Source organism: Collinsella tanakaei (genome assembly GCF_030373545.1).
GTDB lineage: Bacteria > Actinomycetota > Coriobacteriia > Coriobacteriales > Coriobacteriaceae > Collinsella > Collinsella tanakaei_C.
In genome coordinates this window covers 112,025-125,289 of sequence record NZ_JAUDCO010000001.1, presented here as the reverse complement: position 1 = coordinate 125,289, position 13,265 = coordinate 112,025, and the positions used below count along the sequence as shown (strand labels likewise).

Genomic DNA, 13,265 nt, shown 5'->3' with positions numbered 1-13,265 from the left:
GTGTGGACATCATGTGGTATCTCAATACGCATACCAGTAGAGGGAAGGGAAAGAGGTCTACTCCAGTACAATGAGCACCCGACATGCGATTTGACGCCGGCTCACGGCGAGACGAGGGGATATATCTATGTGCGGCATCGTTGCCTATACCGGCGAGGATACGGCGAAGGACATTCTTCTGGCGGGCCTGAAGCGCCTCGAGTACCGTGGGTATGACTCCGCGGGCGTGGCGCTCGAGGGCATCGCTCCCGACGGGTCGACAACCCTTGACGTGACGTGCCGGGTCGGCAAGGTCATGGGCTTGGCGTCCGAGCTCGAAGGCCACGACGCGGCGAGCACGTGCGGCATCGGGCATACGCGCTGGGCCACGCACGGCAAGCCGTCAGTCGCCAACGCGCATCCCCACACCAGCTGCGACGGGCGCATCGCGGTGGTCCACAACGGCATCATCGAGAACTTCGCCGAGCTGCGCGACGAGCTCGCCTCGCGCGGGCACGTGTTCACGAGCGAGACGGACACCGAGGTGCTCGCGCACCTTGTCGAGGAGGCCTACGCCCGTCACGCCGACCTCATGGCCGCCGTGCGCGAGGCCTGCACCCATGTGGTGGGCGCCTACGGCATGGCGGCGGTGTCCGCCGACGAGCCGGGCGTCATCGCCGTCGCGCGCAAGGACAGCCCCATCGTGGTGGGCCGCGGGGAGCGCGGCAGCTACGTCGCCTCCGACGTCATCGCCCTCATCGACGCCACGCGCGACGTGGTGGTGCTCGAGGACGGCCAGTTCGCCCGCCTGACGCCGACGGGCATCGAGTACACCGACGACGCGGGCGAGCCGATCGAGCCCGCTGTGACCCACATCGATTGGGATGTCGACACGGCGGAGAAGGGCGGCTACCCCGACTTCATGCTCAAGGAGATCTGCGAGCAGCCGCGCGTCGTGCGCGACACGCTCGTGGGTCGTCTGTCCGCGACTGGCGAGCTCGACATCGACGAGCTTGGGCTCACCTTCGAGGAGCTCGACCTCATCGACCGCGTCTACGTGATCGCATGCGGCACGAGCTATCACGCCGGCCTGGTCGCCAAGAACCTCATCGAGGCCTGGGCACGCATCCCCTGCGAGGTCGAGGCGGCTAGCGAGTTCCGCTACCGCAACCCCATCATCACCCCGTCCACGCTCGTCGTAGCGGTGTCGCAGTCGGGCGAGACGGCCGATACGCTGGCGGCCATCCGCGACGCGCGCATCAAGGGGGCCAAGGTCTTCGGTATCACCAACGTCGTGGGCTCTCCGGTTGCGCGCGAGTCCGATGGCGTCATCTACACCAAGGCCAACAAGGAGATCGCCGTCGCCTCGACCAAGAGCTTCATCGGTCAGATCGTGAGCCTGACGCTGCTCGCCATGCTGCTCGGGCAGGTCAAGGGCAAGCTCACCACCGGCCAGGTCCGCATGCTCTTCCGCGAGCTGGGAGACACGGCGGCTCAGATCCAGTGGATTTTGGACTCGCAGCGCACGGCGGTGCACGAGGCGGCGCTCGCCTGCAAGGACGCCCAGTCGGCTCTGTTCGTGGGCCGCGGCATGGGCGCGGCGATCAGCTACGAGGGCGCGCTCAAGCTCAAGGAGGTCAGCTACCTGCACGCCGAGGCCTACGCCGCCGGCGAGATGAAGCACGGCCCCATCGCCCTCATCGACCCGGGGTTCCCGGTCATCGCGGTGACCACCAAGAGCCCGACCTACGACAAGGTGGTGTCCAACCTGAAAGAGTGCGAGGCTCGCGGGGCAAAGATCATCGCGCTCGCCACGCAGGGGGACGAGGACATCAAACAGATTGCCGACCACGTCATATATATACCGCCGGTGCGCGACGCCTTCTCGGCCATCACGGCGAGCGTGCCCTTGCAGCTGCTGGCGCGCGAGGTCGCCGTCATGCGCGGGTGCGATGTGGACCAGCCGCGCAACCTGGCCAAGAGCGTGACGGTGGAGTAACGCGCCGCGCGCGGCGGCGTCGGTCTTTCAGGCAAAAACCAGGAGCTTCCTGGCATGTGCATAAGGCGCGGGAGGATTGCAACCCCTCCCGCGCCTGCGTTTTTGAATGGGCTGGGACGCACCGGGCGCCCCGCTGCGCGCCAAGCGCATCAGATCAGGGCGCGGACGCTGTCGCGCTCCACGAACGTCGTGCTCATGTGGGTGACGCAGGTGTAGGGCGTGGGATGCTCGACCTGCTCGATGAGCTTGCGTACGGCGATGCGGCCCAAGTCGGCGCGCGCCACGTGGACCGTGGTGAGCCCGGGGTGCACCACGCCGGCGAACTCGACGTCATCGAAGCCGACCATGGAGATGTCGCCGGGGATGTCGTAGCCGCACTCGGTGAGCGCCTTCATGGCGCCGACCGCCAGCGCGTCGTTCTCGGCGAAAAACGCGGTGGGCATCTCGGGATCGGTCTTGAGCCAAGCGAGCATGTCGCGGTAGGCGCTCTCCATCTTGTCGGTTCCCAGCGAAACGCGGAACTTTGCCTGCGGCGTGGCGCCGGCCTCGGCGAGCGCGCGCTCGTAGCCGCGCTCGCGCAGCGGAAAGTTGCGGATGCGCAGCTTGCCGGCAAGGTAGCCGATCTCGCGATGGCCCTTCTGCACGAGGTAGCGCACGGCGCGATAGGCCGAGCCCTCGTTGGAGAAGAGGATGGACTCGAAGAAATGGTTGTCGCTCTGGCCGTCGACGAGCACGAGCGGTACCGGCGCGTTGGCGAACAAGTCGTAGTCGCGCTGGGTCATCTCGGTGCCGAGCAGGATGATGCCGGCGGAGGGGTCGGACATGATGGCGCCGAGCTCGCGCTCGCGCGTCTCGCTGTCGGAGAGCTCGACGGTGGTGTACGAGACGGTGAGCCCGTGGACGCGCGCCTCCTCCTCGATGCCGTTGACCACGGCCATGCGGAACGAGCCCTCGTCGAGCATGCGGCCGGAGTTGCGGCCCATGACGAACTGGACCTGGCGCAGCTTGCCGTTGCGGCGGTAGCCCAGATCGGCGGCGACGCGGCGGATATGCACGGCGGTCTCGTCACTCACGCCGCGCTTATTGTTCAGTGCGTTGGACACGGTCGCCGGGGAGTAACCCGTGAGACGGCTGATTTCGCGAACGCTGACTTTTCCGGTAGGCATGATGCCCTCCCGTAACTAAACATTTGCTAAACATTGACACTGTACTCCTATTTTGACGAGGGTCGACCAAAAGGAGCCAAACATCCCGCGAACGGTAGCTGAACAGATGCGAAACGGTTTGTGGGTGCATGTCGAGAAAAGAATAGGTGAAAGGCACTGAACATCAGTGCTGCTAAATGACACTTATCAGATAGGAAAAATCAATACCGTTCGCCAACGGATAGATACCGTTCGCAGGTTGCACGCCAGCGCAGGCGTCATGTCGGCATATAAATGTTTTGTCGATGTTTGGCGAAGCGTTTAGTTAATGTTCAGTAGCTCAACGACCACTCGCCAAACGCTTTCCGGGGACGCGAAAGCGTCCGCAAGCACGAGGGCCTGTCGGCCCGAGGTTTTCCGGCGTGCGGGAGAGCGCGCCGGGATGTATGGAAGGGGTATTCCATGAAAGACGTTTCGAGGCGCAACTTTGTCAAGCTCAGCGCTGCTACGGCCGGTCTCGGCCTGACCGCCGGCGCGCTTGCCGGTTGCGGCGGCGAGTCCGGCAACGGCTCCGGTGCCGCCAGCGGTTCGGGCGAGAAGATCAAGATCGGCGTCTCCATCTGGAGCTCCACCGACGCGCTCGGCTCCCTGTCCAAGAACATCCTGGACAAGGCCGCCGGCATCCTGGGCATCGAGCTCTCCTACGTCGACCAGGGCCACGTCTCCGAGCAGGTTACCGCCTCCATCGAGACCCTTTGCGCCGCTGGCTGCCAGGGCATCGTCGTCTGCAACTCCGCTGACTCCGAGATGCAGGCCGCTATCTCCACCTGCGACCAGAACCAGGTCTACCTCGCTCAGTTCTACCGCATCATCAGCCAGGAGAACAGCCCCGAGGTCTACGCCACCGCTGAGAACTCCCAGTACTACGTCGGTGCTGTCCACGAGGACGAGGTCGGCAACGGTGAGAAGCTCATCGAGCTGCTCACCATGGACAACCCCGATGCCTACGAGGGCATCCAGAAGGGCGCCCGCAACATCTGCCTCGAGGGTTGGACGGTCGGCGACGCCACGTTCCAGCAGCGCTGGATCGGCTACCAGAACGGCGTCGAGAAGTGGAACAAGGAGCACGCTGACGACCCGGTGACCATGACTGAGCCGGTTTACGCCAACACCTCCTCCTCCGAGGGCGCCAAGGTTACCCAGCAGTTCGTCAACAACAACCCCGACATGGACGCCCTGATCGTCGCCGGCGGCGGCGGCGACCCGCTGGTCGGCTCCATCGGCCAGCTCGCCAACATGGGCCTCACCGGCACCATCCGCGTCGCCTCCACCGACTTCCTTGAGGACCTCAAGGAGCAGCTCGAGACCGGCGGTATGTACTGCGAGTCCGGCGGCCACTTCTGCGACCCGCTGTACGCGCTGCTGCTCGTCTACAACGCCGTCCGCGGCAAGGAGGGCTACGTCCCCGTCCAGGGCGAGTTCGGCAAGGACATCCAGTTCCCGTACGTGTTCGTGTCCTCCGTCGAGGAGTACGAGAACTACGAGAAGTACTTCGTCGACGACGACCCGTACAACGACGACGAGATCGCCGCTCTGGCCGAGCTGAGCTATGACGAGCTCAATGAGGCCGCGACCTCCCTGTCCATCGAGGACGTTATGGAGCGTCACGCGTAAATCCTCGTTTAGCCATCCTGGAGACGGGGGCAAGTACCCTTGCCGGGGCTTGCTCCCGTCTCCATCGGTATCCATCACCATTGGAAGGAGAGGTGGATGGACGCAATCAAGAAACTCCAGCAGAGCCAGTGGTTCGGCGTGGGCTTCCTCGTCGTGCTGACGCTCATCTGCTGGGCCATCTTCAAGGTGCTGCGCCCCGAGACGTTCGGTTCCCCCGCGCAGATCATGACTTACCTGCAGAGCGCGCTGATCTACGCGGTCGGCGGCTGCGGTATGTACTTCATCGTCACCCAGGGTCTGTGGGACTTCTCGATCGGCTCGGTGCTGGTCCTGTCCTGCCTGCTGTCGATCGGCTTCAGCCAGATGTTCGGCGTCGTGGGCCTCGTCGTGGCCCCGATCGTGTGCGGCATCATGCTCGGCTTCTTCAACGGCCTGGCCTACACGGTCCTGCGCATCCCGTCGCTGATCGTCACCGTCGGCCTGTCGCTGATCTACGAGAGCTTCAGCGTGTTCGCGTCCAACTGGGCCGGTACCCGCCTGGACGCCCAGTACAACATGTTCGGCTCCTACCCGTATAACGTGATCCTCGCGCTCATCGCGTTCTTCCTGTGCGGGTTCATCCTCAAGTACACCAAGGTCGGCACCTACATCAACGCCATCGGCACCAACGAGCTCACCGCCAAGAACATGGGCGTGAACGTCGACAAGTACAAGTTCATCGCGTTCATCCTGTGCGCCGGCTTCGTCGGCATCATGGCCGTCCTGTACATCGGCTACGGCACCGCCCAGACCCCGATGACCGGCATGCTCTCCCAGTCGCTGAACTTCACGCCGCTCATGGGCGCGTTCTTCGGCCTGGCCTTCAAGAAGTACGGCCACCCGGTCGTCGCCATCGTGATCGGCGAGCTGATCATCTCCATGATGTTCGCCGGCTTCGTGGCCCTCGGCATGCCCACCACCATCAATAACGTCGTCACCGGCGCTACGCTGCTGATCGTCGTGACCCTGACCGTCAAGCGCGTCAAGGGCGCTGTCGTCAAGTAAAGGAGGGATGCACCATGTCAGATAAGCTGTTGCTTCACGCTGAGAAGATCGATAAGAAGTTCGGCCCCACGCACGCCGTCAAAGAGGTGTCCCTCGACTTCAACGCCGGCGAGATCCACGCCTTGATCGGCGAGAACGGCTCCGGCAAGTCCACGTTCACCAACATGCTCACGGGCATCCTGCCCATCGGCGGCGGCACGTTCACCCTGGACGGCGAGCAGATCGCTCCCAAAAACCAGGTCGACGGCAACCACCACGGCGTGGCCGTCATCGTCCAGGAGCTGGGCACCCTGAACGGCCTCACGGTCGCCGAGAACCTCTTCCTGGGTGACGAGGACCGCTTCATGAAGTACGGCATCAAGAACACCGCCGCCATGAACAAGAAGGCCCAGGAGCTGCTCGACGGCTTCGGCCTGTCCAAGATCCGCGCCACCGCGCCCATCGAGAACTACAACTTCGAGGAGCGCAAGATCATCGAGATCTTGAAGTCCACGTGGTTCGATCCCAAGATCCTCGTCGTCGACGAGACCACCACGGCCCTGTCCCAGGACGGCCGCGAGAAGCTGTTCGAGGTCATGCTCGACGTGCGCGCCAAGGGCCACTGCGTGATCTTCATCAGCCACGACATGGCCGAGGTCCTGCGCATGTCCGACCGCATCTCCATCCTGCGCGACGGTGACTACATCACCACCATCAACGCCAAGGACGTCGACGAGGACAAGCTCAAGACCCTCATGGTCGGCCGCGAGATGGACGATCACTACTATCGTACCGACTACCCCGACTACACGCTCGAGCCACAGGGCGAGATCGCGATCATGATGCAGAACGTGAGCGTTCCCGGGTCGCTCGACAACGTGTCGCTCGAGTTGCACAAAGGCGAGATCCTGGGCATCGGCGGCCTGTCCGAGTGCGGCATGCACGAGGTGGGCAAGGCCATGTTCGGCGCCTCCTACGACCGCGAGGGCATCGTGCAGCTGGGCGACGGCACGCCGATCAACGACATCAACGCCGCCATCGACCACTCCATCGCCTACGCCTCCAAGGACCGCGATAACGAGAGCCTGCTGATCAACGACACCATCCAGGACAACATCACGCTGCCCTCGATGCGCGACATGGGCCTTATCCTCAAGCAGAAGGATCTCAAGGCCTTCGCCCAGAAGTACGCCGACATCATGTCCACCAAGATGGTCGGTGTCGACCAGTACGTGTCCGCCCTGTCCGGCGGCAACAAGCAGAAGGTCGTTCTCGCCCGCTGGCTGGGCAAGCAGTCCGACATCCTGCTGCTCGACTCCCCGACGCGCGGCATCGACATCGGCGTCAAGGCCGACATCTACGCGCTGCTCGAGGAGATGCGCAACCAGGGCAAGGCGATCCTCATCATCTCCGAGGAGATCATGGAGCTCATCGGTATGTGCGACCGCATTCTGGTCATGAAGGACGGCAAGATCAACGGGCAGCTGTTCCGCAGCCCTGAGCTTACCGAGCAAGACATCATCGCGAAGATGATTTAAGGAGGCGAAACAGATGGCTTCTACTAATACGAAGGCTGCGGCCGAGACCCAGGAGAAGAAATTCGACTGGCATCAGATCAAGAGCTTCTTGCCCATCATCAGCTTCGTGGCGATCGTGGCGATCTTCGCCATCCTGACGGGCGGTGCGCTGGTCACGCCGCGCAACATCACCCTGATCATCTCTGGCGGCTTCACGCTTATGATCGCGACCGTCGGCGTGTACATGATCATGTCCATGGGCTGCCTGGACTTCTCCCAGGGCTCCATGATGGGCCTGTCCTGCGCCGTGGTGTGCTTCCTGTCGCAGTACAACCCGATCCTCGCCATCCTCGGCGGCATGGCGACCGGCGCTGTCATCGGCCTGATCAACGCCCTGTTCCACGTGAAGGGCCAGGTCCAGTCATTCGTGGTTACGATGTGCATGATGTTCCTGCTCCGCGGCGTCATTGCCTACATCACCACCTCGAGCCCGGTGTACGCCGCCACCTACCTGACGGCGCTCGCCACCAACACGCCGCTTCTGATCGGCATCGTCGTCGCCGTGCTCGTCCTCGCCTACCTGGTGCTGCACTTCACGGCCCTCGGTTCCAACCTCAAGGCGATCGGCGCTTCCGAGAGCGGCGCCCGCTTTGCCGGCATCAACGTCCAGCGCACCAAGATCATCATCTACGTCGTCGCTGGCGCTATCACCGGCTTCGCCGCGCTCATCAACGCGATCCGCATCGGCTCGGTTACCTCGCAGGCCGGCAACATGCTCGAGACCCAGATCCTCATCGCCCTGGTTCTCGGCGGCATGCCCATCAACGGCGGCGCCCGCTCCCGCTTCTCCAGCGTCGTGACCGGCGTCCTGTCCTACCTCGTGCTCCAGCGCGGCTTGGTCATGCTCGGCTTCACCACCGAGATCCAGCAGCTGATTCTCGGTATCGTGTTCGTCGTCATGGTCGCGATCTTCTCCGAGCGCGCGGCCAACCAGGTCATCAAATAGCGACTCGCGGGGGTCGGTCATCCGGCCCCCGCTTTCCGCGCGGACGGATGGGTATATGTCCGTCTGTCCACTGGGGTCCGCGAGCTCGTCTTGCGCCCCGTCCCGTTCATCTCTAGAGCAAGGAGAACAACGCTATGCTCGAGATCAAGAAGTACAAGTTCTATTTCTGCCCGTGCACCCAGGACCTGTACGGCGACGAGGTGCTCCAGCACGTCGCCGAGCACTCCGCCGAGGTCGTGGCTGCACTCAACGCGTCCGATAAGGTCCCGTTCGAGGTCGTGCTCAAGCCCAACCTGCTGACCGCCGATGTCATCCAGGCCACGTTCAACGAGGCCAACAACGACCCCGAGTGCGCCGGTATCATCACCTGGGCCCACACCTTCTCGCCCTCCAAGAACTACATCGCCGGCCTGCGCGACCTCCGCAAGCCGCTGTGCCAGTTCGCGACGCAGTACAACGAGGAGATCCCGTACGACACCATCGACATGGACTTCATGAACGAGAATCAGGCGGCCCATGGCGAGCGTGAGTTCGGCCACATCTTTGCCCGTATGCGCTGGAACCACAAGGTGGTCTTCGGTTACTGGAAGGACGAGGCGGCCCTGGCCGAGCTCGGCCAGTGGCAGCGCGTCGCGGTCGGCATTAACGAGAGCCGCAACATTCGCGTGTGCCGCTTCGCCGACACCATGCGCAACGTCGCGGTGACCGACGGCGACAAGATCGAGGCCCAGCAGGTCTTCGGCTGGACGGTCGACGCCTGGCCGATCAACGACCTCACCCCCTATGTCGACGCCGTCACTCCCGCCGAGGTCAAGGCGCTCGCCGACGAGTACTACGACACCTATGAGCTCGTGCTCGACGGCCGTGACCCCGAGGAGTTCCGTCGTCACGTCGAGGTCCAGGCCCAGCAGGAGATCGGTATCGAGCGCTTCCTCACTGATCACAACTACAACGCCTTCTCCGATCACTTCGGCGACCTGGGCGGCCTGAAGCAGCTGCCGTCGCTGGCCATCCAGCGCCTCATGCAGAAGGGTTACGGCTTCGGCCCCGAGGGCGACTGGAAGACCCCTGCCATGGTGCGCCTGATGAAGGTCATGACTGCCGGCGATCCCAACGCCAAGGGTTCCGCCCTCATGGAGGACTACACCTACAACCTGGTCCCGGGCAAGGAGGGCATCCTCGAGTCCCACATGTCCGAGGTCGATCCGTCCGTGGCCGAGGGTCCCATCGCCATCCGCGCCACGCCGCTGTCCATGGGCGACCGCGAGGATCCGGCGCGCCTGATCTTCACCGCCAAGACCGGTTCGGCCATCGCCACCTCCCTCATCGACCTGGGCAATCGTTTCCGTCTGATCATCCAGGACGTCGACTGCAAGAAGGTCGAGAAGCCCATGCCGATGCTGCCCACCGGCACCGTGTTCTGGACCCCGCGCCCCAACCTCAAGGTTGGTACCGAGGCCTGGATCTACGCGGGCGGCGCGCACCACACCGCGTTCTCCTATGACCTCACCGCCGACCAGATGGTCGACTGGGCTGACGCCATGGGCATCGAGAGCGTGGTCATCGACGCCAACACCAACATCCGCGACTTCAAGCGCGACCTGAAGCTCGGCGAGGTGTACTACCGCTAATGCGCGATAGGGGATCGGGAAAATAGGGACAGGCACCTTTTCCAGTGGTCCCCGTCTGAAGCTCTGCAAGATTCGGCCGCGTCCCGCCCCGTCGGGGCGCGGCCTTCTTCCTTCTAAGGAGAGGCTCATGGCCATGACGAAAGAACAGATCATCGCCGATATCGAGTCCGGTGCGACCGCGCTGGGCATCGAGTACGGCTCGACCCGCATCAAGGCGGTGCTTGTCGCCTCCGACAGCGAGCCGATCGCCATCGGCGCCTTCGACTGGGAGAACTCGCTGGTCGACGGCTACTGGACCTACAGCGACGAGGAGATCTTCGCCGGTCTCGCCGCCGCGTACGCAAGCATGAAGGCCGACGTCGCCGAGAAGTACGGCGTCACCCTCAAGAAGGTCGGCGCGCTGGGCATCTCCGCCATGATGCACGGCTACCTGCCCTTCGACGCTGAGGGCAACCCGCTCGTGCCGTTCCGCACCTGGCGCAACACCACCACGACGCAGGCGGCCCACGAGCTGTCCGATCTCTTCGCCTTCCACACCCCCGAGCGCTGGAGCGTGTCCCACATCTACCAGGCCGTGCTGAACGGCGAGGAGCACGTGGACAAGATCGACTTCTTCACGACGCTTGCGGGCTATGCGCACTGGAAGCTCACCGGCGAGAAGGTCCTGTCCATCGGCGACGCGTCGGGCATGTTCCCCATCGATTCCGAGACGCACGACTACGATGCCGCCATGGTGGCCAAGTTCGACGAGCTCGTGGCGAGCAAGGGCGTGGCGTGGAAGGTCGAGGACCTGCTGCCCAAGATCATGGTCGCGGGCGAGTGCGCCGGCCACCTGACCGCCGAGGGCGCGCGTCTGCTCGACCCGGATGGCGATCTCGAGCCCGGCTGCCCCGTCTGCCCGCCCGAGGGCGACGCCGGCACCGGCATGATCGCCACCAACTCCATCGCGCCGCGCACCGGCAACGTGTCGGCTGGCACCTCGGTGTTCTCGAATATCGTGCTCGAGCACGGCCTGAAGGACGCCACCATCCCCGAGATCGACCTCGTGACCACGCCGGTCGGCGATCCGGTCGCCATGGTGCACTGCAACAACTGCACCTCCGACATCAACGGCTGGGTCAACCTGCTGTGCGACTTCGCGTCCCTCATGGGCGCCGACGTGAACAAGGGCGAGGCGTTCACCAAGCTGTTCACCGCCGCGCTCGACGGCGACAAGGACGCGGGCGGCCTTGTGTCCATCCCGTTCATCTCGGGCGAGACCGTCATGGGCGTCCAGACCGGCTACCCGATGGTCCTTCGCGGCCAGAACTCCACGTTCAGCATCGCCAACTTCATGCGCATGAACATCATGGCCGCCTTCGGTGCGCTTGCCGCCGGCAACGAGGCCCTGCGCGCAGAGGACGTCAAGATCGACAAACTGTACGGCCACGGCGGCATCTTCAAGACGCCCGTCGTCGCCCAGAGCCTGCTCGCCGCGGCGCTCGAGGCCCCGGTGACCGTCATGGCCACCGCGGGCGAGGGCGGCGCTTGGGGCCAGGCCGTCGCCGCCGCCTACATGGCGTGGCGCGAGGATGGCGAGTCGCTCGCCGACTACCTCAACAACAAGGTGTTTGCCGACATGGAGGGCACGACCATCGAGCCCGATCCGGCAGACGTCGAAGGGTACCGTGCGTTCCTGGCCACCTTCAAGAAGGCCAACGAGGCCGAGAAGGCCGCGGAGCGCGCGTTCGCCTAAGGAGCTGTCGAGCGGGGCATCGCTGCGCGCCGGCGCGGGTGCCCCGCTTCACGCGAACGAGAGAATGCATAAACCGAAAAGGAGCTGAACGTTTAGTGAACGTTCAGCTCCTTTTGTGTACGGCGGGTTACCAGCTGGTCTGCTCGGAGCCGGGGAATGCGCGAGCGGATCGGAAGGCGACGCGGGGCGTCAGATTCCTTCTTATATGAATAGAATGCCAGCTACATGCATGAATGTAATCACTGGTAGAAGCGGATTTGAGGCACCTGCCGTTCACCAACCAGTTTTGACCGTTTAGGGTATGCGACAATCATTTCTCCATAATTCGCCTTATAACTACTATATGCGTGTTTGGCTGGTGTTCGTATGTGTTTAGGCGAGCCGAGCTGGGCCGCATGTTTTTCCAAGGGTGACAGGACCCGTACGGCATCCGGGTTCGTCTGCCTGTCGTTTATCCGGTGCGCGATGGAGCGCGCCGGAGTGTATGGAAGGGGATTTCCATGAAAGAGGTTTCGAGGCGCAATTTCGTCAAGCTGGGCGTCGGCGCGGGTCTTGGCCTGGGCGCGCTCTCCCTTGCCGGTTGCGGTGGCGGCGGCGAGACCGCTGGCAGCACCTCCGAGGGCGGCTCTTCTTCCGAGCTCATCACGGTCGGCGTCATCAACAACGACCCGAACGAGTCCGGTTACCGCACCGCTAACGACAACGACATGAAGAACACCTTCAACGAGGAGAACGGCTTCGACGCGTCCTTTGCCTACAGCATGAAGAACGAGGAGCAGATCACCTCCGCGAACCAGTTCATCCAGAACGGTGTCAAGTACCTGCTGCTCTCTGCCGCCGACACCGCCGGCTGGGACACCACCCTGCAGGACGCCAAGGACGCCGGCACCCAGGTCATCCTGTTCGACCGTGTCGTCGACGCCCCCGAGGACCTCTACGTGGCCGCCGTCGTGTCCGACATGGACGCCGAGGGCCAGACCGCTGTCGACTGGCTCGAGTCGCAGGCTCTCGATGAGTACAACATCATCCACATCCAGGGCGCCATGGGCTCCGCTGCCCAGGTCGGCCGCACCGGCGCGCTCGACAAGGCTGTCGAGGAGAAGGGCTGGAACCTCGTCGTTCAGCAGACCGCTGACTGGGACGCCGAGACCGCTCAGCAGATCACCCAGTCCGTCATCGACTCCGGCGAGTCCTTCAACGTCATCTACGCCGAGAACGACGACATGGCCCGTGGCGCCGTGGCCGCCCTCGACGCCTCCAACATCACCCACGGCGTTGACGGCGACGTCATCATCATGGGCTTCGACCACAACAAGTGGGCGCTCGAGGAGGTCATGAACGGCAACTGGAACTACGACGGCCAGTGCAACCCCTACCAGGCCTCCACGATCCTCGAGATCATCGAGCAGCTCGAGGCTGGCGAGGAGCCCGGCGAGAAGACCGTCATCATGGAAGAGGGCTACGCCGACGCTACGAACTGCACGCAGGAGTACATCGACGAGAACGGCATCTAATTCCCGTCTGCCAGTCGCTTAAGAACTGAGGGGAAGGGGCGC

Annotated in this window: 9 protein-coding genes; 8 read left to right on the top strand and 1 reads right to left on the bottom strand. The window is 63.7% G+C overall.

The features are described 5' to 3' along the window. Positions 1–127 precede the first annotated feature (127 nt). Positions 128–1,978, top strand: a complete 1,851-nt coding sequence (glmS, locus tag QUW00_RS00455; RefSeq protein ID WP_289612441.1) for a glutamine--fructose-6-phosphate transaminase (isomerizing) — start codon at positions 128–130, stop codon at positions 1,976–1,978. A gap of 149 nt (positions 1,979–2,127) precedes the next feature. Here the strand turns inward: glmS and QUW00_RS00450 are convergent, their stop codons facing one another. Then, a complete protein-coding gene (locus QUW00_RS00450) occupies positions 2,128–3,144 on the bottom strand; it encodes a LacI family DNA-binding transcriptional regulator (protein WP_289612440.1) in 1,017 nt (338 codons plus the stop codon). A 441-nt stretch (positions 3,145–3,585) separates the two neighbouring features. Here QUW00_RS00450 and QUW00_RS00445 point away from each other — a divergent pair, with 441 nt between their 5' ends. From QUW00_RS00445 to QUW00_RS00415, 7 genes are all read left to right on the top strand, one after another. Next, complete coding sequence (locus QUW00_RS00445; RefSeq protein ID WP_289612439.1) at positions 3,586–4,797, top strand: sugar ABC transporter substrate-binding protein; 1,212 nt, start codon at positions 3,586–3,588, stop codon at positions 4,795–4,797. A 96-nt stretch (positions 4,798–4,893) separates the two neighbouring features. Continuing rightward, positions 4,894–5,841, top strand: coding sequence for an ABC transporter permease (locus QUW00_RS00440; RefSeq protein WP_235422858.1), 948 nt, complete (start codon positions 4,894–4,896; stop codon positions 5,839–5,841). Between the two features lie 14 nt (positions 5,842–5,855). Further along, positions 5,856–7,358 (top strand): sugar ABC transporter ATP-binding protein, encoded by a 1,503-nt coding sequence (locus QUW00_RS00435; protein WP_289612438.1) that lies wholly within the window; start codon positions 5,856–5,858, stop codon positions 7,356–7,358. A 13-nt stretch (positions 7,359–7,371) separates the two neighbouring features. After that, positions 7,372–8,343 carry an ABC transporter permease gene (locus tag QUW00_RS00430; protein ID WP_289612437.1) on the top strand — a complete coding sequence of 324 codons (972 nt, stop codon included), beginning with the start codon at positions 7,372–7,374 and terminating at the stop codon, positions 8,341–8,343. A 134-nt stretch (positions 8,344–8,477) separates the two neighbouring features. Next, complete coding sequence (araA, locus tag QUW00_RS00425) at positions 8,478–9,974, top strand: L-arabinose isomerase (RefSeq protein WP_289612436.1); 1,497 nt, start codon at positions 8,478–8,480, stop codon at positions 9,972–9,974. A 127-nt stretch (positions 9,975–10,101) separates the two neighbouring features. Then, positions 10,102–11,709 carry a xylulokinase gene (locus tag QUW00_RS00420; RefSeq protein ID WP_289612435.1) on the top strand — a complete coding sequence of 536 codons (1,608 nt, stop codon included), beginning with the start codon at positions 10,102–10,104 and terminating at the stop codon, positions 11,707–11,709. A 500-nt stretch (positions 11,710–12,209) separates the two neighbouring features. Beyond that, positions 12,210–13,223 (top strand): substrate-binding domain-containing protein, encoded by a 1,014-nt coding sequence (locus tag QUW00_RS00415; RefSeq protein ID WP_289612434.1) that lies wholly within the window; start codon positions 12,210–12,212, stop codon positions 13,221–13,223. Positions 13,224–13,265 lie beyond the last annotated feature (42 nt).

Excerpts from the sequence above, each read along its gene's own strand:
- QUW00_RS00450 (WP_289612440.1), bottom strand. The coding sequence starts at position 3,144 with ATGCCTACCGGAAAAGTCAGCGTTCGCGAAATCAGCCGTCTCACGGGT.
- QUW00_RS00415 (WP_289612434.1), top strand. The coding sequence starts at position 12,210 with ATGAAAGAGGTTTCGAGGCGCAATTTCGTCAAGCTGGGCGTCGGCGCG.
- QUW00_RS00430 (WP_289612437.1), top strand. The coding sequence starts at position 7,372 with ATGGCTTCTACTAATACGAAGGCTGCGGCCGAGACCCAGGAGAAGAAA.
- glmS (WP_289612441.1), top strand. The coding sequence starts at position 128 with ATGTGCGGCATCGTTGCCTATACCGGCGAGGATACGGCGAAGGACATT.
- QUW00_RS00435 (WP_289612438.1), top strand. The coding sequence starts at position 5,856 with ATGTCAGATAAGCTGTTGCTTCACGCTGAGAAGATCGATAAGAAGTTC.
- araA (WP_289612436.1), top strand. The coding sequence starts at position 8,478 with ATGCTCGAGATCAAGAAGTACAAGTTCTATTTCTGCCCGTGCACCCAG.
- QUW00_RS00440 (WP_235422858.1), top strand. The coding sequence starts at position 4,894 with ATGGACGCAATCAAGAAACTCCAGCAGAGCCAGTGGTTCGGCGTGGGC.
- QUW00_RS00420 (WP_289612435.1), top strand. The coding sequence starts at position 10,102 with ATGGCCATGACGAAAGAACAGATCATCGCCGATATCGAGTCCGGTGCG.
- QUW00_RS00445 (WP_289612439.1), top strand. The coding sequence starts at position 3,586 with ATGAAAGACGTTTCGAGGCGCAACTTTGTCAAGCTCAGCGCTGCTACG.